The organism is Aureimonas sp. AU22 (assembly GCF_001463745.1).
In the GTDB taxonomy this organism is placed as follows: domain Bacteria; phylum Pseudomonadota; class Alphaproteobacteria; order Rhizobiales; family Rhizobiaceae; genus Aureimonas.
The window spans coordinates 28,666-52,355 of sequence record NZ_BBWJ01000028.1 but is presented as its reverse complement, the minus strand read 5'-3'; the positions used below and the strand labels follow the sequence as shown (position 1 = coordinate 52,355).

General features: G+C 69.3%; 20 protein-coding genes. 4 read left to right on the top strand and 16 right to left on the bottom strand.

The window, feature by feature from the left end; genetic code table 11:
• Positions 1-144 precede the first annotated feature (144 nt).
• Entirely contained in the window at positions 145-573 is a 429-nt protein-coding gene (locus AUL34_RS09985; RefSeq protein WP_082653282.1) for a CBS domain-containing protein, read from the top strand.
• Here the strand turns inward: AUL34_RS09985 and AUL34_RS09980 are convergent.
• Genes AUL34_RS09980 through AUL34_RS09970 form a run of 3 tightly spaced genes read right to left on the bottom strand, consistent with a single transcriptional unit; the run spans position 551 to position 4,913 of the window.
• A complete protein-coding gene (locus tag AUL34_RS09980) occupies positions 551-1,144 on the bottom strand; it encodes a DUF533 domain-containing protein (RefSeq protein WP_156420866.1) in 594 nt (197 codons plus the stop codon). The genes AUL34_RS09985 and AUL34_RS09980 overlap by 23 nt on opposite strands.
• An 11-nt stretch (positions 1,145-1,155) precedes the next feature.
• Positions 1,156-1,536 (bottom strand): response regulator, encoded by a 381-nt coding sequence (locus tag AUL34_RS09975; RefSeq protein ID WP_061933564.1) that lies wholly within the window; start codon positions 1,534-1,536, stop codon positions 1,156-1,158.
• Entirely contained in the window at positions 1,533-4,913 is a 3,381-nt protein-coding gene (locus AUL34_RS09970) for a response regulator (protein ID WP_156420865.1), read from the bottom strand. Before AUL34_RS09970 ends, AUL34_RS09975 begins: the two co-directional genes overlap by 4 nt.
• Positions 4,914-5,048: 135 nt before the next feature.
• Between AUL34_RS09970 and AUL34_RS09965 the strand changes: the two genes are divergently transcribed.
• Entirely contained in the window at positions 5,049-6,818 is a 1,770-nt protein-coding gene (locus AUL34_RS09965) for an SLC13 family permease (RefSeq protein ID WP_061933562.1), read from the top strand.
• A 7-nt stretch (positions 6,819-6,825) separates the two neighbouring features.
• Here the strand turns inward: AUL34_RS09965 and AUL34_RS09960 are convergent, their stop codons facing one another.
• The 9 genes from AUL34_RS09960 to fni all read right to left on the bottom strand — a co-directional run bounded on the left by AUL34_RS09960 (position 6,826) and on the right by fni (position 16,996).
• Positions 6,826-8,280 (bottom strand): alkaline phosphatase D family protein, encoded by a 1,455-nt coding sequence (locus tag AUL34_RS09960; RefSeq protein ID WP_061933561.1) that lies wholly within the window; start codon positions 8,278-8,280, stop codon positions 6,826-6,828.
• An 84-nt stretch (positions 8,281-8,364) separates the two neighbouring features.
• Positions 8,365-9,486 (bottom strand): ABC transporter ATP-binding protein, encoded by a 1,122-nt coding sequence (locus AUL34_RS09955; RefSeq protein ID WP_061933560.1) that lies wholly within the window; start codon positions 9,484-9,486, stop codon positions 8,365-8,367.
• Positions 9,483-10,298, bottom strand: coding sequence for an ABC transporter permease (locus AUL34_RS09950; protein ID WP_061933559.1), 816 nt, complete (start codon positions 10,296-10,298; stop codon positions 9,483-9,485). Before AUL34_RS09950 ends, AUL34_RS09955 begins: the two co-directional genes overlap by 4 nt.
• Positions 10,295-11,185 (bottom strand): ABC transporter permease subunit, encoded by an 891-nt coding sequence (locus AUL34_RS09945; protein ID WP_061933558.1) that lies wholly within the window; start codon positions 11,183-11,185, stop codon positions 10,295-10,297. Before AUL34_RS09945 ends, AUL34_RS09950 begins: the two co-directional genes overlap by 4 nt.
• A 215-nt stretch (positions 11,186-11,400) precedes the next feature.
• Entirely contained in the window at positions 11,401-12,426 is a 1,026-nt protein-coding gene (locus AUL34_RS09940) for an ABC transporter substrate-binding protein (RefSeq protein ID WP_370539039.1), read from the bottom strand.
• A gap of 370 nt (positions 12,427-12,796) precedes the next feature.
• The gene (locus tag AUL34_RS09935) at positions 12,797-13,855 is read right to left on the bottom strand and encodes a TerC family protein (RefSeq protein WP_244492509.1); all 1,059 of its coding nucleotides are present in this window, start codon (positions 13,853-13,855) and stop codon (positions 12,797-12,799) included.
• Positions 13,856-14,125: 270 nt separating this feature from the next.
• Complete coding sequence (rpe, locus tag AUL34_RS09930) at positions 14,126-14,803, bottom strand: ribulose-phosphate 3-epimerase (RefSeq protein WP_061933556.1); 678 nt, start codon at positions 14,801-14,803, stop codon at positions 14,126-14,128.
• Position 14,804: 1 nt separating this feature from the next.
• A complete protein-coding gene (locus AUL34_RS09925; protein WP_061933555.1) occupies positions 14,805-15,848 on the bottom strand; it encodes a class 1 fructose-bisphosphatase in 1,044 nt (347 codons plus the stop codon).
• A gap of 77 nt (positions 15,849-15,925) precedes the next feature.
• Positions 15,926-16,996 carry a type 2 isopentenyl-diphosphate Delta-isomerase gene (gene fni / locus AUL34_RS09920; RefSeq protein ID WP_244492508.1) on the bottom strand — a complete coding sequence of 357 codons (1,071 nt, stop codon included), beginning with the start codon at positions 16,994-16,996 and terminating at the stop codon, positions 15,926-15,928.
• Positions 16,997-17,174: 178 nt separating this feature from the next.
• Here fni and AUL34_RS09915 point away from each other — a divergent pair, with 178 nt between their 5' ends.
• Positions 17,175-18,107, top strand: a complete 933-nt coding sequence (locus AUL34_RS09915; RefSeq protein ID WP_061933554.1) for a polyprenyl synthetase family protein — start codon at positions 17,175-17,177, stop codon at positions 18,105-18,107.
• A gap of 127 nt (positions 18,108-18,234) precedes the next feature.
• On the top strand, positions 18,235-18,744 hold the full coding sequence (locus tag AUL34_RS09910) for a sterol desaturase family protein (protein ID WP_061933553.1): 510 nt from the start codon (positions 18,235-18,237) through the stop codon (positions 18,742-18,744).
• On the opposite strand, the gene AUL34_RS09905 is transcribed toward AUL34_RS09910, so the two are convergent.
• Genes AUL34_RS09905 through AUL34_RS09890 form a run of 4 tightly spaced genes read right to left on the bottom strand, consistent with a single transcriptional unit; the run spans position 18,741 to position 23,593 of the window.
• On the bottom strand, positions 18,741-19,667 hold the full coding sequence (locus AUL34_RS09905) for a phytoene/squalene synthase family protein (RefSeq protein ID WP_061933552.1): 927 nt from the start codon (positions 19,665-19,667) through the stop codon (positions 18,741-18,743). The genes AUL34_RS09910 and AUL34_RS09905 overlap by 4 nt on opposite strands.
• Positions 19,654-21,171 carry a phytoene desaturase gene (locus AUL34_RS09900; protein WP_061933551.1) on the bottom strand — a complete coding sequence of 506 codons (1,518 nt, stop codon included), beginning with the start codon at positions 21,169-21,171 and terminating at the stop codon, positions 19,654-19,656. The genes AUL34_RS09905 and AUL34_RS09900 overlap by 14 nt, the downstream gene beginning before the upstream one ends.
• Entirely contained in the window at positions 21,168-22,334 is a 1,167-nt protein-coding gene (gene crtY, locus AUL34_RS09895; RefSeq protein ID WP_061933550.1) for a lycopene beta-cyclase CrtY, read from the bottom strand. The genes AUL34_RS09900 and crtY overlap by 4 nt, the downstream gene beginning before the upstream one ends.
• Positions 22,331-23,593 (bottom strand): glycosyltransferase, encoded by a 1,263-nt coding sequence (locus tag AUL34_RS09890; protein WP_202814943.1) that lies wholly within the window; start codon positions 23,591-23,593, stop codon positions 22,331-22,333. Before AUL34_RS09890 ends, crtY begins: the two co-directional genes overlap by 4 nt.
• Between the last annotated feature and the right edge of the window lie 97 nt (positions 23,594-23,690).

The following is a 23,690-nucleotide window of genomic DNA, read 5'->3' as shown; positions in this document are numbered from 1 at the left end:
TTGAATGTTCAAGGGATCGATCCCGTCATAAAGGAAACACGCCGAGGAGAAGAAGATCGCAGTGCAGCTTTTGGTTCCCGCATCGCCGAACCCTTCGCGCCCCGATGCGTTGAGGTCACACCTTCCCTGTCAGGACCCGAGCCCTTGAAGATCCAGGACGTGATGAACCGGCATGTCGAGTTCGCCGGCGCCGACGAACTCGTGACCGAACTTGCCGTCACCATGGGCGACCTCGATGTCGGATCGCTGCCGATCGGCACGCCGGAGGATCCGAAGGGCGTCGTCACCGACCGGGACATCCTCTACCGCGTCGTGGCGCGTGGCCTCGACGCCTCACAGGTGCGGGCGCGCGACGTGATGTCGTCGCCCTTGATCTCCTGCCGGGCGGACGACAGTCTCCAGGCGGCGATGGATCTGATGACGGCGCACCGGGTCCGACGCCTCGCCGTCACGCAAGGCGGCGGCACGGTGGTCGGCTGGGTGACCCTGGCGGACCTGTCGCGGGTGCTTCTTCTGGACTCGCAGACCCTTCAGGCCGGCCTTCGCGAAATCACGCGCGAAAGCGCCGGTTGAGGCTGCCGACGACATTGCTGGTGAGCCCGAGGCGCGCGGCGAGATAGGTCAGATAGGCCTGGGCCACCGCCGATCGGTGGCCGAGGACGACGAGCGAGACGGCATAGGCGTGCGCGGCCTTGTCGAGCCGCCGCGCCGTCTCGACCATCGAGCCGACCGAGCCGACGGGCATCGAAGGCGCCAGCAGTGTCGCGCGCTGCTCGGGCGAAGCGCCGAGCCGCGCCAGCGTTTCCGCTGCCTTCTCCCGCCGCCCCGCATCCGCCCAGCCGCCATCGTCGGCCTCGAGCGCCAGGGCCGCGGCCTCCATCACCAGCGCCGCTTCCTCGTTCGAGAAGGACCGGAAGTCCAGCGTGAGGGGAAAGGACACCTGCCGGAAGTTCGCCAGATGCGCCGACAGGACCTTGAGGGCGAGCGATCCCTCGATCTCGTCGCGCCGCGACCCAGCGGGAAGCGCGATCGTGCCGCCAACCGCCTCGATGCCCGGAAGGTCCATGGCCTCGAGGTTCAAGCCCTGCCCGTCACGAGGACCCGCCTGGCGCCCCGCAAGACGCCACAGCCATTCGAAGCTCAAGCCCGCCGCCCCTATTGCGCCGCCGCCGCTTGCGGCAGCAGGGCCTCGATCTGGCCGAGGAGCTTGGAGAAGTCCACCGGCTTGGCATGATAGTCGTCGCAGCCGGCAGCCAGCGTCTTTTCCTTGTCGCCCGACATGGCATGAGCGGTGAGAGCGATGATGGGAATGCGCGGGATCGAGGCGTCGGCGCGCATGGTGCGCGCGGCGGTCCAGCCGTCCAGCACCGGCAGGTTCATGTCGAGAAGGATGATGTCGGGCGCGGTGCCGCGCGCCTTCTCGATCCCGTCCTGCCCGTCGTGCGCGAGCACGACCTCGTAGCCGCGCCGCTGGAGGCGGCGGGACAGGAAGTCCCAGATTTCTTCGTGGTCCTCGACCAGCAGGATGCGTGTCATGATGTCGGCTCCGATCCGGACTGTGCCGTCTGCGCAAGGTCGCGCGCCCCGGACGGGGTGCCTTGCGCGACCATAACGCGGATCTGGGCCGCAAGGTCCCTGAGATTTACATCGCCCTTGGCGAACACATCCTCCGCCTGCCCCTGCAGGAAGCGCATTTCCTCGGCGGTCAGGTCCTTGGACGTCAGGACCACGACGGGGATGTCGCGCAGGTCGGCGCGCTCGCGCATGGCGCTGAGAAACGCGAACCCGTCCATTTCCGGCATCACGAGATCGAGGAGAATGAGCCCCGGCCGCTCGTGCTCGATGCGCGCCAGCGCTTCGCGCCCGTTCAGCGCGGTGATGACCTTCAGCCCTTCACGCTCCAGCATCGTGGCGGTGCGGTGAAGCCCGTCCTCGTCGTCGTCGACGGCGAGGACCAGCCCGTTGTCCGCGGTGCGGAAGCGGTCGAGCACGCCCTTCAGGCGGTTCCACTCCACCGGTTTCAGAAGGTAGTCGGCGGCGCCCAAGGCATAGCCGAGACTGTGTTCGTCGATGATGGTGATCATCACGACCGGAATGTCGGAAACGTCGGGATCGCCCTTCAGCTCGGTCAGCACCGCCCAGCCGTCCATCTTGGGCATGGTCACGTCGAGAAGGATCACGTCGGGTTTGAGCAGCCGCGCCATTTCCAGGCCGCTGAGGCCATCGGCGGCCGTGCGCACCGAGAACCCCTCGCGCAGGAGGAAGCGGGTGACGAGCTCGCGGGCGTGCGGATCGTCGTCGATGGCCAGCACGAGACCCGCCCCGCCCTCTGCGGGCGGCTGCGCGGTCGCGGTCTCGGCCGGCAGTTCCTCGACCGGCGGCTCGACTTCGGCGGGAATGCGGATGGTGAAGGTGGTTCCCCGCCCAGCCTCGGACGTGACGCCGATGTCGCCGCCGAGCAGCCGGCAGAAGGCACGTGTGATCGCAAGCCCGAGGCCGGTGCCGCCGAACTTGCGCGTGGTGGACTCGTCGGCCTGCGCGAAACGCTCGAACAGGCGCTCCACCTGATCCGGCGTCATGCCGATGCCCGTGTCGATCACCTCGAGGCGGATCCAGTCGCCGCCATCCTGCGGCTCGCGGCAGGCCGACAGGGTGATCGTGCCGTTCTCGGTGAACTTCGCGGCGTTCGACAGGAGGTTGATGAGGCACTGGCGCAGCTTGACCTGGTCGGTATGGACCTCGCCGAGCTCGCCCTGCTTCTCGACCACGAGCTGGTTGTTCTTCTTGGCGATCAGCGAACCCACGGTGGAGGCGACCTCGTCGAGAACGTCGGGAAGCGCGAAGCTCTCGGCATAGACGTCCATCCGCTCGGCCTCGATCTTTGAGAGGTCGAGGACGTCGTTGATGAGGCTGAGGAGGTGGCGGGCGTTCTGCTCGATCTTCTTGAGGTCGCCGAGGAGATGCGCCTCGCCGAGATCCTCGACCTCCTCTTCGAGCATCTCGGCATAGCCGATCACCGCCGAAAGCGGCGTGCGCAGCTCGTGGCTCATGTTGGCGATGAACTGCGACTTGGCGCGGTTGGCGTTCTCTGCCGCCTCCTTGGCCGCCGCAAGCTCCTGCTCGGCTGCGCGCTGCGCGGTGATGTCCGTGTTGGTGCCGAACCAGCGGGTGATCTGCCCCGTCTCGTCGCGGATCGGGATCGCCTGGCTGAGGAACCAGCGATAGTGCCCGTCCGCGCCCCGCAGCGGGAAGGAGTCCTCCCACTTCACCCCTTCGGCGAAGGATCGCATGAGCTGCTCGCGCACGCGGTCGAGATGGTCGGGATGGTGGACCTTCGTCCAGCCATGACCGCGCATCTCCTCCATCGTGGTGCCGGTGTAGTCGAACCAGCGCTGGTTGTACCAGTCGATGTCGCCCTTCGGATCGGCGATCCAGGCGAATTGCGGGATGTTGTCGGCGATGATGCGGAACTGCTCGCTGGAATGGCCGAGCTCGGCCGCGATCCGCTTCTGGTCGGTGATGTCGGTATGGGTGCCGACCCACTCGGCGATGGTCCCGTCCGGGTCGCGGATCGGAACGGCGCGCGCCAGCATGTCGCGCCATTCGCCGTCGGCGCGGCGCACCCGGTGCTCGATCTTGTAGGCCCCTTCGCGGGCGACCGCGTCCTTCCAGGTCTGCGCGCTGCGCTGCCGGTCGTCCGGGTGCACGGCGTCGGTCCAGCCGAAATCGGCGTACTGCTCTTCCGTCTGGCCGGTGAAGGCGGCCCAGCCGGGCTGATCGCCGCTGAAGCGGCCGGAACTCGGCACCGACCAGACGATCGCCGACGTGGCCTCGATCAGCGAACGGAAGCGCGTTTCCGAATAGGCCAGGCGCCGCTCGGCCCGCAGTCGCTTGGTGGCGTTGGAGAGGACGACGCCCGCCCCCACCGTCTCGTGGTCGGCGCGGCCCTCGGTGCGCAAGGGATAGAGGCTGGCGAGGTAGATCTGCTCGTCCGCCCCCTCGCCCGCCCGCAGCTCCACGCCGTTGTGGACGCGCCCCCAGCGCAGGGTCTCGTCCAGCATGCGCTCCAGCATCACTCGGTCGCGCGGGAAGAGGTCGAGAAGGGGGTCGGCAACCGCAACCTCCCGGCCGAGGCTCGCGCCGGCCTGGGCGAAGGCCGGATTGATGCGCCCGAGGCGCCCGTCCTTGTCGACGAAGCCGATGGCGACGGGCGAATTGTCGAGGACGGCCGACAGCATGCCCGAGGCCCGCCGGCTCTCGATCTGGCGGCGGAAGGCGACGACGGCAAGGGCCCCGGCCGAGAGGATCGCGGCCAGGAAGGCGATGTTGGAGATGAGGTCGTTGCGGCGGGCCGTCGCGTTCGCGAGATCCACGCGCTTCTGCGCGTTCGTCTGCGCCATGCCGACCTCGGCCCGGATGTCGTCCATCAGCCGCTTGCCGGTGCCCGTGCGCACGAGTTCGGCCGCCGGCTCGATGCCCTGTTCGGTGCGAACGCGCACCACCTCGGTCTCGACGGCGATCTCCTGCTCCGCAAGCTCGCGCAGCCGCGACAACCGCGCCGGGTCGCCGGCCCCTTCTTCCCATACGCTTTCCATGCGCGTCAGCTGGGCGGGAAGATCCGCGACGTTCTGGCGGAAGGGCGACAGGAAGTCTTCCGTGCCGGCGATGACGAAGCCGCGGGTCGAGGTCTCGATGCTGGTCATCATCGAGAGGAACCGCTCGGCCTCCGCGACGATGGCGCCGTTGCCGGCGGCTGCCGCCTCGCGCCGCGTATCCTGTGCGACGGTCCATCCGAAGGCGGCGATCGCCAGGGCGAGTAGCAGTCCGGCCAGGACGGCCGTGCGACCGAGCGCCGCCTGCTTCGGTGCGACGCCCTTATTGCCGGATGCGATCCCGGCGCCACCTTGTGTCATGCTCGAAAGTCCCCCGAATGCGGACGACGGCGCCGCACCGATCGGGGTAACGGCGATGGCCGGATTTCGTTCGACGGGCACGGTCCTTGCACGCAGATTTTCGATCGTTCCCCGCCGCCCCCTTCCGTGAGCGCCATGACACTCGACCAAGCCCTCGCCTTTGGCCTTGTCGGCCTCACCGTCGCCGGCTTCGTCTGGGGGCGGCTGCCCTACGACCTGATCGCGCTGCTCGGCCTCCTCGCAGGGGTCGTCACCGGCATCGTGCCGGTGAAGAGCGCGTTCACCGGCTTTGCCGACGACGTGGTGGTGATCGTGGTGGCCGCGCTCCTCGTCAGCGCCGCGATCGCGCGTTCGGGCGTCGTCGAGGACATCATGCGCCCCCTCATGCCGCACATGAAGACGGCGCGAAGCCAGGTGTTCGTACTCGTCGGCGCGGTGACGCTGCTCTCCATGGTGACCAAGAACGTCGGCGCGCTCGCCATGTTCATGCCGATCGCCGCGCAGGTCTCGCGCAAGAACGGCACGTCGATCTCGCAGCTCCTGATGCCGATGGCCTTCGGCTCGCTGATCGGCGGCCTCGTGACGCTGGTGGGCACCTCGCCCAACATCATCGTCTCGAAGATCCGCCAGGACATGACGGGCCAACCCTTCGCCATGTTCGACTACGCGCCCGTCGGTCTCGGCGTCGTGGTCTGCGGCTTCCTGTTCCTGTCGCTCGCGTCCGGCCTCATCCCCAAGCGCAAGCCCGCCGGCGGCATGGGCGAGGCCTTCGCGCTCGACGCCTATACCGCGGAAGCCGAGGTTCCCGAGACCTCCGCCATCGCCGGCCGCACGGTGGCCGAACTGGAATCCGCCGCCGACAACGACATCGCCGTGCGGCTCGTGATCCGCGAGCGCTTCCGCCGCCACGAGCCGACGCCCGGCATGGTGCTGAAGGCGGGCGACCTCCTGCTTCTGGGCGGCGAGCCGGAGGGCATCGAGCGCGCGGTGGCACGCGCCGGCCTTCATCTCACGGGCGACCTGCCGGCCGGTGGCGACATCGAGACGGAGAGCGTCGTCGAGGGCGTCGTGACGCCGCAGTCGCCGGTGATCGGCTCGCGCCTCGGAAAGCTTTCCCTGGAATCCGCCCACGGCGTGGCAGCGCTGGCCGTCAGCCGGTCGGGGCGGCCGATCGGTCAGCGCCTCGCCTCGCTCCGCCTTCGCGAGGGCGACGTCCTCGTCCTCAAGGGCACCAGCGAGAGCGTGCCGGCGGCGCTCGCGAACTTGCGCATCCTGCCGCTCGCCGAACGCTCCATCGTGCTCGGCCGCTCGCGTCGGTCCTTCATTCCGCTGGGAATCCTCGTCGCCGCGATGGTGCTGACGGCGACGGGCTACGTTCCGGCCGTCGCCGCCTTCTTCGGCGCGGCGGTGATCCTGCTTCTCCTGCGCGTCATGAGCATGCACGAGGCCTATCAGACGGTGGAAGCCTCGGTGATCGTGCTCCTCGCCGCGCTCATCCCGCTCTCGGAGGCGATCCAGACGACGGGCGGCACGGATCTCATCGCCGGATGGCTGTCCACCGCGCTGCACGGCCTGTCGCCGCTCACCTCGCTGTTCATGGTGACGTTGCTCGCCATGGCTGTCACGCCGTTCCTCAACAACGCGGCGACGGTGCTGATGCTCGGGCCGATCGCCGGCAGCCTCGCGATCCGGCTGGGGCTGAACCCCGACCCGTTCCTGATGGCGGTGGCGCTCGGCGCGGCTTGCGACTTCCTCACCCCGATCGGCCACCAGTGCAACACGATCGTCATGGCGCCCGGCGGCTACCGGTTCGGCGACTACTGGCGCCTCGGACTGCCGCTGTCGGTGATCGTGCTGGTCGTGGGCGTGCCGCTGATCGCGCTGTTCTGGCCGGTGGGGGGCTGATTCCCCGTCAGAGGCCGAGTTCGGCCGTGCGACCGGATTCCTCCAGCTCCCAGGCAGCCGTCCAATGGCCGGCGCGCCGGCGCAGCACGAGGTAGTTGCGCTCGGCGGTATAGACCCTTGCCTGCCCCGGCAGGCGCTTCAGCCGGATCGGGCGGCCGGGGAGCGGCGAATGGCCGAGCCGCGACAGGAGGCCGAGGCCGAGCCCGAGCGCCGCGGGGGGCTTGGGATGGGTGATGCCCGACGCCACGAGCTGGTGCAGCGAGGATCCGTCCGACAGGCGCATCTCGCCGCGCGTCGCCAGATGGATCTCGCCCGAGACCACCGTCACCGGGCCACCGCGAGTCACGGCTTCGCGTTCCATCGCGAAGAGGAAGCGCGCCCATTCGGCCCGGTGGCCCCGGCTCTGCCACTGGTCGCGCAGGTCGTCCTCGTATTGCTGCTGTCCGGGATAAAGGTCGAGCAGCGCCTCGACGAGCGACAGGCGCGGCCCGAGTGCGGGAACGCTGGAGACCACGATCCGCCGATCGCCGTCCGGTGCGGCCTCCAGTCCCGCCTCGAAGGCCTCCCAGCCCCGTTCCCCCATGACGCGCTCCGGCGTGCGCTCCGAGCGAAGGTCCGGCAGCAGCACCGAGAAGCCGGGAAAGCGCGCGTCCTGCGAGAAGCTCGCGCCCGACCGGTCGCGGCAGGTGAGCGGCAGGGCGGCGGGGTCGGCGCCGAGCTGGAACAGCATGAACATCTCGCGCGCCGCCCGGAAAAGGCCGAGCGCCACCGGGCTCTCCTGCAGGCCAGCGGGATGGCTGCCCCAGCCGTCGAAGATGTCGTGGTCGTCCCAGATCATCAGGGAGGGTACGCGGGCGCCGAGCTCGGCGAAGGCCGGCTGGCGCATCAGCGCGAGATAGCGGCGGAAGAAGTAGCCGCGCACGGCCTCCTCCATCGGCGCGTCGAAGGCGACACCGGGCTTCTCGTTGATCGACAGCGCCGCCCAGCGGCGCGTCTCGGGATGGGCCTCCACCGCCTCGTCGGCATAGAGCTGGTCGCCGCCGTGCAGCAGGAGGGCGAACGGGCGGGCGCGGTGCTCGGTCGCCAGCCGCCGCCACATGACGTCGCGGTCCTCGTGGCTGCGGCCTTCGTCGCCGTTCTCCTGCCCGTTGCAGGACACGAAGCCGACCGCGACGTCGCCCGACAGATCGGTCACGACGGGGAAACGGCGGCCATCCAGCCGGTAGCCGACGTCCTCACCCGTAGGCAGCGAGAATTCGGCGCCCCAGACGGCATGGCCGAAGAGTTCCGCGCGCAGCGCGAGGGCGACGGGTTCCGCCCCGTCGGCTTCGAGACGCGGCGCCGGCGCGCCCTCACGGGTGACGGCGACGAGGCCGAGCCGCACGCCCTCGCCGTCCGCCCCGCGCGCGTAAAGGACGGGGCCGGCGACAAGGGTCGGCTCGTGACGATCGGGAGTGCTCAATGGTCTTCGGATCCTCGGCTCGGCGGCCCTTCAGAGGCGCACATGTCGTGCGCGGGGCCACCGAAACAAGGTGGAAAGCCGACCTCAGACCGCGAGGGGTGCCCGAAGCCCCGCCGCGGGCGCCTGCGAGCGGGGTCCCGAATTGGACGCTCCGGGTTCGGCGCCCAGGCACAGGACATCGGTGGGCGCGAAATGCACCGCCACCGTCTCGCCGTGTCCCGGCGGGGGCATGGCGGGATCGTTGAACGTGTCGATCAGGAGCTCGTCGCGGCCAAACCGGGCGCGCAGGCGTACGACGGAGCCGAGGAAGGCGACGGCGGTAATCTCGCCGCGCAATTCGTTGGAGCGCTCGCGGCTGGGGTTGAGCGACAGGGCCTCGGGGCGCAGCGCCAGCGTCACCGTGTCGCCCACCCGCGCCTCGCCGGCATCGGCCTCGATCTCCTGCCCGTCGACGATCACCCGGTCGCCATGGACGACCTCGCCCTTCAGAAGCCCGAGCGTGCCGACGAAGGAGGCGACGAAGCGGGTGCGCGGGCGGTTGTAGATCTCGAACGGCGTGCCGACCTGCTCGATGCGCCCTTCCGACATGACCACGATCCGGTCCGACATGGAGAGCGCTTCCTCCTGGTCGTGCGTGACGAAGATCGTGGTGATGCCGAGCTCGCGCTGGAGGTCGCGGATCTCGGTGCGCAGCGAGACGCGGATCTTGGCGTCGAGGGCCGAGAGCGGCTCGTCGAGCAGAAGGACGCGCGGGCGCGGCGCGATGGCGCGGGCGAGCGCCACGCGCTGCTGCTGGCCGCCCGACAACTGGTAGGGGTAGCGGTCGGCGATGTGGGGCAGGCCGATGAGGCGCAGCATGTCCTCGACGCGCGTCCGGCGCTCGGCCTTCGGCACGCCCGCGACCTTCAGACCGAAGGCTACGTTGTCGGCCACCGTCATGTTGGGAAAGAGGGCGTAGGCCTGGAACACCATGCCGATGCGCCGGGCGTTGGGCGCAAGGTCGGTGACATCCTGCCCGTCGATGCGCACCGTGCCGCGGCTCGCGGTCTCGAAGCCGGCGACGATGCGCAGCATCGTCGTCTTCCCGCAGCCGGAGGGGCCGAGGAAGGTGACGAACTCGCCCTTCTCGACACCGAGGTCGAACCCATGCAGCACCGTGTTCGGTCCGAAGCTCTTGGCGACGCCCGCGATCTCGAGAAAGCTCATGGAACAGCCCTCGCCTTGGGTTTGAAGAAGGAGCGCGCGCGGCCCGGCCCGGCGCCGCCAAGGAGATGCAGGCAGACCATGCAGCCCCAGGTGACCGCGAAGGCGATCATCGCGAGCGCCGCCGGCTCGTAGGCCCGGTTGGCGCCGACGTTCTGGAGATAGGGCCCGAAGGCCGGGCGGTTGAGGAGGCTCGCCAGCACGAACTCGCCGATCACGATGGCGAATGTCAGGAAGGCGCCCGACAGGACCGCCGCCCGGACGTTGGGCAGGATCACCTGCGCCATGATGGTGGAGCGCTTGGCGCCGAGACTTTCCGCCGCCTCGGTCAGCGTGCGGATGTCGATCGCCTGGAGGCCGGTGTCGACGGCGCGGTACATGTAGGGCAGCGCCAGCACCGTGTAGCCGAACACGAGGATGACGTTGGTGCCCCAGACGGTGCCCGTGAAGGGCAGCCACGAGGAGGAGTTGTAGAGCCGGAGATAGCCGAACACGAGGACGATCGGCGGGATCACGAGCGGCAGGAGCGTGACGAACTCGACGACGGGACGCAGCCGCGGCAGGCGCAGGCGCACCCAATAGGCCGTCGGCACCACCAGGAGCGCACCGAGCACGATCGTGGCGAGCGCGCAGATGCCGGAGAACAGGAAGGTGTTCTGGAACCGGTCGTCGGCGAAGACGACGCGGTAGGCCTCGAACGTCCACTGCCCGCGCAGCATCGACAGCGAGAACTGGAAGGTGGCCCAAAGCGGCAGAAGAAAGTAGAGCGCGGCCAGCACCACCGCGATCGTGGCGAGGATGCGGGGGGCCTTCATCGCAGCCACCGCTCGGCGCGCGAGCGCAGCCAGATATAGAGGAGGTTGGAGCAGCCGGTGATGACGATCATGCCGAAGGCCAGCGCATAGCCGAGATTGGGGTTGTAGAGGACGTCGCCCCGGATCTGCGCATAGAGCAGGATCGGCACGATGTTCAGCGAGGAGCCGGTGAGCGCGTAGGCTGTGGCGATGGCGCCAAAGGCGTTGGCGAAGAGCAGCAGGAAGCAGCCCATGATGCTGGGGAACAGGACGGGCAGCGCCACCATGCGCCAGTACTGCCAGTTGGAGGCGCCCAGAATCGAGGACGCTTCGCGCCATTCCCGCTTCAGGCCGTCCAGCGCCGGCGTGATGATCAGCACCATCAGCGGGATCTGGAAGTAGAGATAGGTGATCGTCAGGCCCCAGAAGCTGAGGAGGTTGAAGCCGAGGCGGTAGATGTTGATCCCGAACGCCTCGTTCAGGAACCAGGTGACGAGGCCGATGCGCCCGAGCGTCGCGAGGAAGGCGAAGGCGAGCGGGATGCCGGCGAAGTTGGACGCGACGCCCGAGAAGGTGACGACCGAGGAGCGGATCCAGGACGGCAGCCCGCCATGCACGATGGCGTAGGCCAGGAAGAAGCCGAGCAGCGTGCCGAGGCCGGCGGAGGCGAGGCTGATGCGGATCGAGATCCAGTAGGCCGACAGGATCTGCGGCTGGAAGAGGCCCGCGATGTTGTCGAGCGTGAAGGCGCCGGCCGGGTTCTGGAAGGCGCCGACCACGAGATAGAAGGTCGGCGCGATCAGGAACAGGATGGCGAAGGCGAAGAAGGGGACGACGCCGAGCCAGGCCAGCGATCCCTTTCGCGCGCGCTCCACAGGCGGGCCGGCGGCAGCGACCGCGCCGCCCATGCCGGGATCGAGGGCCTGGACACTCAACGACGGACCCTTTCACTGGAGCCGCGAGGCGGCGGGAGGAGACGGGACCGCCGCGCGGGCGCGGCGGACGTTGGAGCACGTCCGTCGAACCCGAGGTTCAGGGGACGTGCTCCAGACATTTCTTCGTCGCGTGGCCCGGGCGCGAAGGCCCACTTGGCCTTCGCCGGAATGCTCCGGCGGTTGCGACCTTACTGGACGTTGGCGCCGACGACCTGATCCCACTTGGTGGTGATCTCCGCCTTGGCGGCGTTCTGGTCGTCGAGCGAGGGGAACTTGGCGGCCTCGTAGCTTGCCGCGGGCGGCAGACGGTCGAGGAGATCCTGCGGGATCTTGCCGGCCTTGGCCATCTCGTTGAAGCGGATCGGGTGGCAGTAGCCCTTGAGGTAGGTCAGCTGGCCCTCGTCGGAGTAGATGTACTCCATCCAGAGCTTGGCGGCGTTCGGGTGCGGCGCGTAGGCGCTGATCGCCTGGACGTAGACGCCGGCGAGAACGCCGGTCTTGGGCACCACGACCTCGACCTCGGGGTTGCCGTTCAAGGTGTCGCGGCTCGACAGGGCGTTGTAGTCCCAACGGATCATGATCGGCGTCGTGCCCTGCGCGAGCGAGGCCGGCTTGCCGATCACGGGCACGAAGTTGCCGGCGGCGTTGAGCTGCTTGAAGAAGTCGAGGCCGGCATCGGCGATCTCGGCGGCCGAACCGTTCGGCGACTTGGCGAGACCCGCGGCGTAGACGGCCTGGATCGCCTGCGCCGAGGCGCGGGGGTCACCGGCGAGCGCGACGGAGTTGGCGTAGTCGGACTTCAGGAGGTCGGCCCAGTCCTGCGGCACGTCGGACACGATGTCCTTGTTCACCTCGAAGGTGAGCACGCCGTAATAGTCGCCGTACCAGTAGCCCTCGGCATCCTTGGCGTCGGCCGGGATCTCGTCCCAGGTCGCGACCTTATAGGGCTGGATGAGCTTGTCGGTCTTGGCCTGCGGGCCGAAGGACAGGCCGACGTCGATGACGTCGGGCGCCTGCGGGCCGGTGTTGCCCTGGTTGGCCTTGATCGCCTCGATCTCGTCGGCCGAGCCGGCGTCGGGGTTCAGCTCGTTGACCTCCAGGCCGTACTTGGCCTTGAAGCCCGAGATCATCTCGCCGTAGTTGCACCAGTCGTGCGGCAGGGCGATCGTGGTGAGCGAGCCTTCCTTCTTGGCGGCCGCGACCAGCGCGTCCATGTCCTGTGCCCGGGCGCCGGATGCGGCCGCGCCCAGCGCGAAGCTCGCGAGAACCGCCAGCGACACGCCCTGTTTCATTGTCCCGATCATCCAGCTCTCCTGAGAATTCTCTTGCTATGGGCATGCCGCGCGGCGAGCGCCTGCGATCGGCCGTGCGGGGGACTATCACCGACGCGTGACAGTTCCGTGTCGCTCGCCGAAGCGCAGGATCCCTTGCGTCAACGCCCGTATGTGACCGGGAAATCGACGGAAGGGCAAGTCCCCCGCGGCAGGCCCCGCGCCCCAGCGCAGGCCGAGGATGCGCGCACGAAAAAGCCGGCCCCGAAGGGCCGGCTCTCGCTGTATGCCGAAGCTGTGGAAAGCCCGGTCTTCAGTGGGCCTTCCTGCCGTCCGACCGGCTCTTCAGCAGGCTCGCCACGGTGGTGACGACGAGGATGCCGACGATGACCATGAGCGAGGTGGTCGTGTCGACATGCATCCAGGCCGGCACCGCGATCGGCTCACCCCCGTTGACGAAGGGCAGCGTGTTGGCCTCCACGGCATGGACGATCAGCTTCAGGCCGATGAAGGCGAGAATCAGCGACAGGCCGATGCCGAGATACACGAGGCGATCGAGCAACCCGCCGATCAGGAAGTACAGTTGCAGCAGCCCGAGCAACGCGAAGGCGTTGGCGGTGAAGACGATGTAGGGCGCGTCCGTCAGACCGTAGATCGCGGGGATCGAGTCCAGCGCGAACAGGAGGTCGGTCATGCCGAGCGCCAGGATCACGATGAACATGGGCGTGAATAAGCGCTTGCCGTTCTCGATCACCCAGAGCTGGTTGCCGCGGAAATCGTCCGTCGTGTTCAGGTGCCGCTGGAAATACGTCACGATGGCGTTCGGCTCGTATTCCTCGTCCGTCGACTTCTGGTGCTTCAGGCTTTCGACGATGAGCTTCCACGCCGTCCACAGGAGGAACAGGCCGAAGATGTAGAACACCCAGGAGAACCGCTCGATGGCCGCCGCGCCCAGCGCGATGAAGATGCCGCGCATGATGAGCGCGATCACGATGCCGATGAGAAGCGCCTTCTGCTGGTAGGCCCGCGGCACCAGGAAGCTCTTCATGATGATGACGAACACGAAGAGGTTGTCGACCGACAGCGACTTCTCGGTCACGAAACCGGCGAAATACTCGATACCGTGGTCGCGGTCCCAGAAGTGCCAGACGCCCCAGCCGAACAGGAGCGCGAGACCGACGTAGAAGGTCGACCACAGGGCCGATTCCTTGAAGGTCGGCTCGTGCGGCTTGCGGACGTGGGTGACGAAGTCGAAGACGAACAACGCGGCGATGCCGGCGACGGTGGCGAGCCACACCCAGGTCGGCACAACGTCGGGCGAGATGCCCGTCGCGGCCGTCTGCGCCGCCGCGTCCGAAAGTGATTGCTCCAACGATCCCTCCTTCACGCCGTCCATCCCGGATCGGCACCAAAACTCACACAGCCGCGCACGACCGATCCATCGATAGAGGACCGGACCGGAGACGATCGCCCTCGGCCCCGGTCCGGTCACGCGGCCGCTTAGGTGTGTAGTCCATATCGCAATGCAATATCCCGATCGCACAAATCTTGGAGATGTGCCCGGGCGGCATGAAACGCCCCCGCCCATATCGGCGACGAACCGGTTGAAAGGAGGGGTGTTGTCGGAATTACTTGCCAGCCATCACGCTTTGTTGACCTCGGCGTGCTTCCGTAAGGCTTCAATATTATCCCGGTAATGATTCTCGGTCCCGCCGCGATAGATGGCGGAACCCGCCACGAACGTGTCCGCGCCCGCCTGCCGGATGGCGCCGATCGTGTCGGGCGCGACGCCCCCGTCCACCTGCAGGCGGATGGGCCGGTCGCCGATGAGGGCGCGAAGGCGGCGGATCTTCTCCAGCGTCGCCGGAATGAAGCTCTGGCCACCGAAGCCGGGGTTCACCGTCATCACGAGCACGAGGTCGACGCGGTCGAGGACGTATTCGATCGCGGTCTCGGGCGTCGCCGGGTTGATCGCGACGCCGGGCTTGCACCCCAGCCCCCGGATCGCCTGGAGCGTGCGGTCGAGATGGGTGCAGGCCTCGGCATGGACCGTGATCCCGTCGCAGCCCGCCTTGGCGAAGGCCTCGAGATAGGGGTCGGCCGGCGCGATCATCAGGTGCGCGTCGAAGAACTTCTTCGAGGCGCCGCGCACCGCCGCCACGACCGGCGGCCCGAAGGTGATGTTGGGCACGAAGTGCCCGTCCATCACGTCGAGATGGATCCAGTCCGCTCCCGCCCGGTCCACCGCCGCGATCTCTTCGCCAAGCCGAGAGAAGTCCGACGACAGGATGGAGGGCGCGATGAGGATGCCGCCGGCCATCTCAGATCCCCCCGATCGGGCGCTGGCCGAAGAGCGGCGAGGTCTCGGTGAGGCTGGCGGGATCGGCCATCACGCGGGCGAACTCCACCACCTCCTCGCGCGAGCCGAAGACGACCGGCGTGCGCTGGTGCAGCCCCTCCGGCACGATGTCGAGGATCGGACGAAGCCCGTCGCTCGCCGCGCCCCCCGCCTGTTCAGCGCAGAAGCCGACCGGGTTCGCCTCGTAGACGAGCCGGATGCGGCCCCGGTCGTAGCCCTTCCGGCGGTCGCCGGTGTAGATGTAGATGCCGCCGCGCACGAAGATGCGGTAGGCGTCGGCCACCATGGAGGCGACCCAGCGCATGTTGAAGTCGCGACCGCGCGGGCCTTCCGCGCCGGCCTGCGCCTGCTCGATATAGAGCCGCACCGGCTCGTCCCAGTGGCGGGCGTTGGAGGCGTTGATCGAATATTCCTTGGCCACCGGCGGGATGGTGAGCGGGCCCATCCGTGTGAAGACGCCCGTCTCCGGCGACCAGCCGAAGGCGTGCGTGCCCTCTCCGAGCGTCACCACCAGCATCAGCCGCGGGCCGTAGACGAAGAAGCCGGCGGCAAGCTGCGCCCGGCCGGGCTGCCGGAACACGGTGTCGGGGGCCGCGCGATGCGCGTCCGTCACGGGGAGAACAGAGAAGATCGTGCCGATCGAGACGTTGGTCTCGATGTTGGACGAGCCGTCGAGCGGATCGATCGCCATCGCAAGGCTCGAGCCGAGGTCGAGCGGCACCGCCTCGTCCTGCTCCTCCGAGCCGTAGAAGGCGACGGGCGCGGCTCTCGCGGCCGCCAGGAACAGGCGGTCGGCCTCGCGGTCCAGGACCTTCTGGATGTCGCCGCCGCCGTTGGGATCGCCGCCCGGGCCCGTGGCCGCCCCCGCGTCGCCGGTGGCGCCCGTCGAGATCAGGCGCTGCAGCTCGCCCGCCGCCGCCGCCAGCTTGCCGATCAGGACGGCGACGTCGCGCCGCTCGGGGGACGCGGCCCCATGGGCGTCGAGATACTGGGTCAGCGTCGTCATGCGTCCTCCGTGTCGAACCTTGCGTCCCCTGCGGGATTAGCGGATCGCGCGCACAACGGGCAAACGGAAAGCGGCGCTCACCCCACAGGCGGCAGGAGGCGGGCGCACCGCAAGGCGGCGAGATCGGGCGAACCCGTGCAGAAGCAGGCGATGCGCAGCTCGGCGATCACCTGTTCGAAATGCGCCACCACGGCCTCGGCCGAACGGTCGGCGGCCGGCAGCCCGGCCGCGGCCTGCCCGACGAGGTCGGCGCCGAGGCGAATCGCGCGCGCGGCGTCGAGTCCGTTGCGCACGCCGCCCGAGCCGATCACCACCGCGTCCGGGCAGGCCGCCCTCGCATCGGCGATCGCCTGCGCCGTGGGAATGCCCCAGTCCGAGAAGAGGAGCGCCGCGGCCCTGGCGCGCGGGTCGCCCGTGCGCTCGGCCTCGATCGCCGCCCAGCTCGTGCCCCCCGCCCCGGCGACGTCGATCGCCGCCACGCCGGCGTCGACGAGCCGGCGCGCCAGCGTGCCGGAGATACCGGCGCCGACCTCCTTGACCACCACCGGGAAGCGGACGGCCTCGACGAGCGCCGCGATGGCCGGCAGGACGCCGCGCCAGCGCCGGTCGCCGCCGGGCTGGAGCGCTTCCTGCAAGGGGTTGAGGTGGACGATCAGCGCATCGGCCTCGATCATGCCGACCGCGCGCCGGGCCTCCTCCGCCCCCCAGCCGGCGACGAGCTGGGCGGCGCCGATGTTGGCGAGCAGCGGAACGCCGGGCGCCAGGCGGCGCAACGCGCCGTCGAGACCGCCCGAGCCGCGACCCTCCAGCGCGATGCGCTGCGAGCCGACGGCGAGCGCGAGGCCGAGATGCTCGGCGGCCTCGGCCAGCCGCTCGTTGATCACGCCCGCCCGCTCCGGCCCGCCCGTCATCGACGAGATCAGGATCGGCGCCCGCATCGAGCGTCCGAGAAACCGCGTCCCGAGGTCGATCGCGTCGAGATCGACCTCGGGAAGCGCGACATGCTCGAAGCGGACCGCATCAAAGCCCGAGGCCGCGCGTGGCCCGGCAAGGCGGGGCGACAGCACGATGTCGAGATGATCAGCCTTGCGCTCGGCGATGCCGCCGGTCCTCTCGTCCATGCCTGCCTTGCCCTCGCCCGCCGTCATTCGTTTCCCTGCATGCCATCACCGCAAGCGTTTTCGCGCTACGTCGATTCGTCGCATTCCTGCCGCCTCGGGACGCCGCCGCTTCCAGCGACGCCTGCCCGTGCTACAACCTCGTAACGAACGCCAGTCCTTCGTGACATTCAGACATGTCCCCGTGCCGGAAAGTGACCAAGACGCGATGAGCCCCTCACCCGACGGCCCGAACTCCGCTCTCCTCTCCCGCATCGACGCGCGTCTGGCCGATCTGGTTCCCGTCGTGCTGGCCGGGCAGCAGGGCCTGGAGGCGGCCATGCGCGACAGTCTGCTGGCGCCGGGCAAGCGCCTGCGCCCGCTGATTGCGGCAATCGTGGCGCAGGACCTCGGCGGGCCGCTGGACGCGGCGCTCGACGCCGGCTGCGCGGTGGAGATGGTGCATGCGGCGTCCCTGATCCTCGACGACCTGCCCTGCATGGACGACGCGACCCTGCGGCGGGGGCGCCCGGCGATCCACCGCGGGCACGGCGAGGACGTCGCGGTGCTCGCGTCCATCGCCATGCTGACGGAGGCCTTCGCCGTCCTGTCGCGCATTGAAGGCCTGAGCCCGGAGCGCCGCAACGCGGCGGTCGGCGTCCTTGCCTCGGCGGTCGGCGCGCTTGGTCTCGTGGGCGGCCAGTACCAGGACCTTCGGGGCGGCCGGGGTCCCCGGTCGGCGCAGGACATCGGCGACGCCAACGGGCGCAAGACGGGTGCCCTCTTCCTGTCGGCGGTGGAACTCGGCGCGATCGTGGCCGGCGCGACGCCCGGCCAGCGCGCCAACCTCAGCGCCTTCGCCGCCGAACTCGGCCTCGCCTTCCAGCTCCTCGACGATCTCCTGGACCTCACGGCGGATCCGGCCGCGATCGGCAAGGACGTCGGGCGGGACGCCGGCAAGTCGACGGTGGTCGCGCTCGTCGGCGTGGAGCGCACGCAGCGCCTCGTCGAGCGGCATATCGGCGCGGCGCGCGCGCATCTCGAAACCGTCTTCGGCGCGGATTCGCGGCTCGACGCGCTCGTCTGCTCCCTGGCGCTGTCGGCCCGAAAGGGCTCCGGCGAGCCCGCCCAGGCCCTGGAACAGGAGAGCGGACGGCGCTGACCGCGCCAGTCCGGAATCATTCCAAACCCCTGATTTGCAAGGGCATCCCGCAAATCGCGGGGGGTTTTTCGCCGCCTCCCGATCCTATATGGATGCCTTGTCTCGACCGGAAGGGATCGCTCGACCCATGGACAGCTGGCCCGCCCTGATCGCGATCGCGATCGCCGTCTTCTTCGTCATGGAATGGGTGGCCTGGGCCGCGCACAAATACATCATGCACGGCTGGGGCTGGGGCTGGCACGAAAGCCATCACGAGCCGCACGACGATCTGTTCGAGAAGAACGACCTCTACGCCGTGGTCTTCGCGATCTTCGCGGTCGCGCTCTTCGCGCTCGGCACATTCGCGGACCTGCCCGTGGTGACGGCGATCGCCACCGGCATCACGCTCTACGGCCTGTTCTACTTCATCGTCCACGACGGGCTGGTGCACCAGCGCTGGCCGTTCCGGCACATTCCCCACCGGGGCTATGCCAAGCGCCTCGTCCAGGCGCATCGGCTGCATCACGCCGTGAAGGGCAAGGCCGACTGCGTGTCGTTCGGCTTCCTCTACGCCCCGCCGGTGGACAAGCTCTCGGCCCAGCTCAAACGCTCGGGAAAGGTCGCAGCGGAGGCCGAGGAGCGACGCGTGGCGCGCTAGCGCGGACGCGTCCACAGAAGGGGCGAGCGGGCGGTCCCGCCACCCCGGCGCAGGGCCATGGCGCCACCCCGGCCGATCTCGGCGAGCTTCTCCGCGCCGGTTGTCGAGACCCGTCCGGGAACGGGTTGGGGTCCGAGGGCGACGAGCTTCAGTCCGATCCGCCGATACACGCCGAAAGCCGTGCCGACGGCCCAGGCGGAACGGCGCGGCAGGGCCGCGATGCCGATCCGCGCCGAGGCGTAGTAGGGCTCGGCCGCCTCCACCAGGCGCCGGCGCAGCCGGAACACGGCCTCGGCCTTTGCCGGGTCGGTGAGGTCGCGCGCTGTCAGCCCCTCCTGTTCCAGCCATTCCAGCGGCAGGTAGACGCGGCCCGCCACCGCGTCGTCCACGACGTCGCGCGCGATGTTGGTGAGCTGGAACGCGAGGCCGAGATCGCTCGCCCGGTCGAGCACCGCCTCGTCCCGCACGCCCATGATGCGTGCCATCATCACGCCGACGACCCCGGCCACGCGCCAGCAGTAGAGAAGGAGGTCGTCGAAGGTCCGGTAGACCTCCTCGTCGACGTCCATCGCAAAGCCCGCCAGATGCTCGGCGGCGTCGGTGCGGCTGAGGTCATGGCACCGGGCGACCTCTGCAAGCGCCGCGAACGCGGGATGAAGGCCCGCCGTTTCGCCCGCGAAGGCGGCCTCCGTATCGCGACGAAGCTCGGCGATGCGCTGGCCGGCGGGGCGCTCGTCCGCATGGCGAAGCGCCGATCCCGCCTCCTGGTCGTCCACGACGTCGTCGCAGTGGCGACACCAGGCATAGAGCATCACGACGCTCCGGCGCGTCTGCCGGTCGAAGAGCCGCGAGGCAGCGGCGAAGCTCTTCGAGCCCTTGGCGATGGAAGCGGCCGAGAAGGCCGCCAGATCAGGCTCGCTCATGCCCGAGCATCAGGCCTGCCGTCGCCTTGGCCGAGCCGACGACGCCCGGCACCCCGGCGCCGGGATGGGTGCCCGCGCCGACGAGGTAGAGATTGGGAATCGCGTCGTCGCGATTGTGGGCACGGAACCAGGCGGACTGGGTGAGCACCGGGTCGAGCGAGAAAGCCGAGCCGTGGTGCGCGTTGAGTTCCGACTGGAAGTCGTTCGGGGTGAAGATGCGCTGTGTCACGAGATCGGCGCGCAGGCCCGGCATGTAGCGCGCTTCCAGGTAGTCGAAGATACGGGTTGCGTAGCGCGGCCCCTCCACCGACCAGTCGATGTCGGCGTTGCCGAGGTGCGGCACCGGCGACAGGACGTAGTAGCTGCCCATGCCGGGCGGTGCGAGCGAGGGGTCGGTGGCGCAGGGGCTGTGCAGATAGAGCGAGAAGTCGCCCGCGAGTTCGCGGCCCTTGAAGATCTCGTCGATCAGCGCCCGGTAGCGTGCGCCGAACAGCACCGTGTGGTGCTGGAGCTGGGTCTGGTGCCGCTTCAGCCCGAAATACAGGACGAAGAGCGACATGGAGAAGCGCTTGCGCTTGAGCTTGGCCGCCTGCGAGGCTCCGCGCGTCGTGCCCTTCAGGAGCTTGTCGTAGGTGTGGACGACGTCGGCGTTGGAGGCGACGGCGTCCGCCTCGAAGCTCCGCCCGTCGTGGAGGACGACGCCGGTCGCGCGCCGCCCGTCCACCGCGATGCGCGAGACCTCGGCATTCAGCTCGACCCGCCCGCCGATGTCGGTGAAGAGCCGGGCCATGCCGTTGATCAGCGCGCCCGTGCCCCCCTTCGGAAACCAGACGCCCCATTCGCGCTCCAGCGCGTGGATCAGCGCGTAGATCGAGGAGGTCGCGAACGGGTTGCCGCCGACCAGCAGCGAATGGAACGAGAAGGCCTGCCGGAGCTGCTCGTCCTCGATGAACTCGGACACCTTGGCATAGACCGAACGCCAGGCCTGGAGCTTGGCGAGCTGCGGCCCCGCGCGCACCATGTCGCGGAACTGCAGGAAGGGCACGGTGCCGAGCTTGAGGTAGCCCTCCTCGAAGACCGCGCGCGAGTAGGCGAGGAAGCGTCGGTAGCCCTTGACGTCCCTCGGGTTCTTGGCGCCGATCTGCCGGTCCAGCTCGGCCTGGTCGTTGGCGTAGTCGAAGCTGTAGCCGTCCTCCCAGCAGAGCCGGTAGAACGGGCTGACGGGCAGGAGCGTGACATAGTCGGCAAGCCGCTTGCCGGCCACCTCGAAGAGCTCTTCCAGCGCGGACGGGTCGGTGATGACGGTGGGACCGGCATCGAACACGAAACCTCCATCCTCGTAGACATAGGCGCGCCCGCCCGGCTTGTCGCGCTTCTCCAGAAGCACGGTCTGGGTTCCGGCCGCCTGGAGCCGAATCGCCAGGGCCAGTCCGCCGAAGCCGGAACCGATGACGATGGCCGTCTTCGGGGCGGTGGAGCGGGCGGACGGGATCTCTTCGTTCATGCGGATTCCTTGGGCAAACGGGAGGCGGCGAGCACCCGCAGGGCGCTGAACACCGGGACCGGGGGCTTGCCGGCGAGAATGCGGACCTTGTCGGCAAAGTCCAGCCGTGCGGCATAGAACCGCGCCACGAGCGGATCGGGCAGGCGGTGGAAATGCTCGAGGATCCGGTAACGCTCTTCCGGGCGTCCCGCATGGAACAGGAGCCGGTTGAGCATCCGGAAATAGCTGCGGTCGCTCCAGATGTTGCGGGCATGCGCGTCGAGAAGCCGCGCGAGCCCCTCCGGCGAGATGTCCGGCGCGCGCGAGACGAGATCGGCAACATGCACCGCGTCGGGCAGTGAGTACCCGGTGGTCGGATGGAACAGCGCGTGGGCAAGGCCCACCGTCGGCATGCCGTTCGACGACGCGATGAGGGCGTCGATGTCGCCGCCGAGCGCGATGGGCAGAATGCCGTGCTCCTCGCGCACGAGCCGCCCCTCGCCCCAACCGGCTCGCGTCGCGTAGTCGGCGAGATGGCCGCGCAGGACCTCGGTGTCGAGCGTGCCTCGGTCAGCGTAGTACGTATCCTCCACCAGAAGGCGCGTCGGCGAGAAGGGCAGGACGTAGACGAAGCGATAGCCGTCGCGCTGGGGCACGGTGGCATCCATGATGACGGGACGCTGCAGCCCGTGCGGCCGATCGAACTCCCATTCCTGGCCGAGGAACTTCTGGAAGCCGAGATCGAGATGCGGGCTCGGCCGTGCGCCGCGACCGTCGATCACCGCGCGCGCGCTGAAACTGCGCTGATCGGCCAGCGTCACGCTCGTCGGAGTGACGTCGACAGCGGGGATGCCGGCGAGGATGCGCTGTCCGAGCTGCCGCGTCAGCAGTTCCCGGAAGCGCTCGGACGAGACCGAGGCATAGCCCGTGCCGAAACGCCGCTCGCGCCGCGGGAACCGCACGTCGTAGTCCGTCCAGCGCGCAGCCACGAAGGGCGCGATCCACTCGTGCTCGGCTTGGCTGAGATCGCCGTCGTGGAAACTCCAGGTGTGATTGCCGCCCAGCGTCTCGCCGCCCTCGATCACGAGGATGCGCAGGTCCGGCCGGCGCGTGGCCAGCCGATGGGCGATGAGGCCGTTGGCAAGACCGCCGCCGAGGAGGATCAGATCGGCATCGAGGCTCATGCCGGCTCCGCCTTGCGGGCCGGGCGCCGCATCGGCCGCGCCTCGGCGATCCAGTCCTCGATCGCGTCGGCCGCGCGGGACACACCCCCCGCCTGTCCGATCGCCGCGCCGATCGCCTCTGCCCGCTCCCGGAAGCGAGGCTCGTTCAGGAGCCGTTCCAGCGCCGTTTCCACGGCGTCGGGCGCAAGGCGCCGGCGCGAAAGCTTCAATCCCGCGCCGTGATGCACGAGACGGGCGGCGACGCCCGGCTGGTCGTAGGCGATGGGGATGGCGAGCGTCGGCACGCCCGCCTCCATCGCATCGAGGACGGTGTTGAGCCCGGCATGGGTGACGCAGGCGCTTGCCGCGCGCAGGACGGCGCGCTGGGGCAGGAAGTCGGTGACGACCCGTGCGTCGATCGTCGCCGCCTCGTCCGCACTCAAGCGGCCGCAATGGGCCACGGCAAGGTCGAGGCCGAGCCGCCGGCAAGCCTGCGCGACGGCGCGAAACAGGCCCAGCCGATGGCCCTGCAGCGTGCCGAGCGAGGCGAAGACGAGCGGCCGCGCCGGGTTGGGCGCGAAGGGCAGCGGCTCCTCCCCCTCCCCCGGCGCGCGCAGCGGACCGACACCGAGGATCCGGCGCCGCCCGCCATAGGGAAATTCGAACGCGAGCGGGGTCTGCGAGATCGTTCCGAGCGGCGAGAGCCAGTCTTCCATCGTGCCGTGCGGCGGCAGGCCGAGCGAAAGAGCGCTGCGGCGGATCGTCTCGGCCTGTCGACGCAGAAGCAGGTTGGCGATCCGCCGCCCCCCGCGGTTGCGCTTCAACCCTTCACTGCTGGGGTCATAGGACCAGTCGAGATAGGGCGGCGGCGTCGCCAGGTCGGGATCGATGGCGAGCGCCGAGGCGATCGACACGAACGGCAGGCCGAGACGGGCGGCGAGAAGCCCGGAGGCCGGCTCCATCTGATCGCCGAGAAGCGCGTCGACGCCCATCGCTTCCAAGGCCGCTACACCCCCGACCGCCAGGCTTTCGGTGCGCCGGGCGGCGTCCGCCACGGTGCGCAGGATGCCGAAGAGCCCGGTGGAGCCGGCGGTCCCTGCGCGTTGTGCGGGACCGGGGCCGACCTCGCGGACCTTCCAAGGTCCGGACCGTACCAGCGCCCCCGCACCGGCGTTGAGGAGAAAGCTGGCCCGGTGGCCGCGAGCGGTGAGCGCACAGGCGATCGCCTCGAAGACGCGCACATGGCTCGGGAACGGAGGACAGACGAGGCCGAAATGCAAAATGGTGCCGGAAGTTCGTGCGGGCGACACCGCTAGAGATAGCGTGGATCGGCCAAGAAGCGACGCAGAAGACTGTGGACGGCGCCGAAGTGCGGCA

What these genes read in the sequence shown, in the direction of transcription:
- AUL34_RS09975 (WP_061933564.1), bottom strand. Translation starts at nt 1,536, where the DNA reads ATGACACGCATCCTGCTGGTCGAGGACCACGAAGAAATCTGGGACTTC.
- AUL34_RS09970 (WP_156420865.1), bottom strand. Translation starts at nt 4,913, where the DNA reads ATGACACAAGGTGGCGCCGGGATCGCATCCGGCAATAAGGGCGTCGCA.
- AUL34_RS09965 (WP_061933562.1), top strand. Translation starts at nt 5,049, where the DNA reads ATGACACTCGACCAAGCCCTCGCCTTTGGCCTTGTCGGCCTCACCGTC.
- AUL34_RS09955 (WP_061933560.1), bottom strand. Translation starts at nt 9,486, where the DNA reads ATGAGCTTTCTCGAGATCGCGGGCGTCGCCAAGAGCTTCGGACCGAAC.
- AUL34_RS09950 (WP_061933559.1), bottom strand. Translation starts at nt 10,298, where the DNA reads ATGAAGGCCCCCCGCATCCTCGCCACGATCGCGGTGGTGCTGGCCGCG.
- AUL34_RS09945 (WP_061933558.1), bottom strand. Translation starts at nt 11,185, where the DNA reads ATGGGCGGCGCGGTCGCTGCCGCCGGCCCGCCTGTGGAGCGCGCGCGA.
- AUL34_RS09940 (WP_370539039.1), bottom strand. Translation starts at nt 12,426, where the DNA reads ATGGACGCGCTGGTCGCGGCCGCCAAGAAGGAAGGCTCGCTCACCACG.
- rpe (WP_061933556.1), bottom strand. Translation starts at nt 14,803, where the DNA reads ATGGCCGGCGGCATCCTCATCGCGCCCTCCATCCTGTCGTCGGACTTC.
- AUL34_RS09925 (WP_061933555.1), bottom strand. Translation starts at nt 15,848, where the DNA reads ATGACGACGCTGACCCAGTATCTCGACGCCCATGGGGCCGCGTCCCCC.
- fni (WP_244492508.1), bottom strand. Translation starts at nt 16,996, where the DNA reads ATGACGGCGGGCGAGGGCAAGGCAGGCATGGACGAGAGGACCGGCGGC.
- AUL34_RS09915 (WP_061933554.1), top strand. Translation starts at nt 17,175, where the DNA reads ATGAGCCCCTCACCCGACGGCCCGAACTCCGCTCTCCTCTCCCGCATC.
- AUL34_RS09910 (WP_061933553.1), top strand. Translation starts at nt 18,235, where the DNA reads ATGGACAGCTGGCCCGCCCTGATCGCGATCGCGATCGCCGTCTTCTTC.
- AUL34_RS09905 (WP_061933552.1), bottom strand. Translation starts at nt 19,667, where the DNA reads ATGAGCGAGCCTGATCTGGCGGCCTTCTCGGCCGCTTCCATCGCCAAG.
- AUL34_RS09900 (WP_061933551.1), bottom strand. Translation starts at nt 21,171, where the DNA reads ATGAACGAAGAGATCCCGTCCGCCCGCTCCACCGCCCCGAAGACGGCC.
- crtY (WP_061933550.1), bottom strand. Translation starts at nt 22,334, where the DNA reads ATGAGCCTCGATGCCGATCTGATCCTCCTCGGCGGCGGTCTTGCCAAC.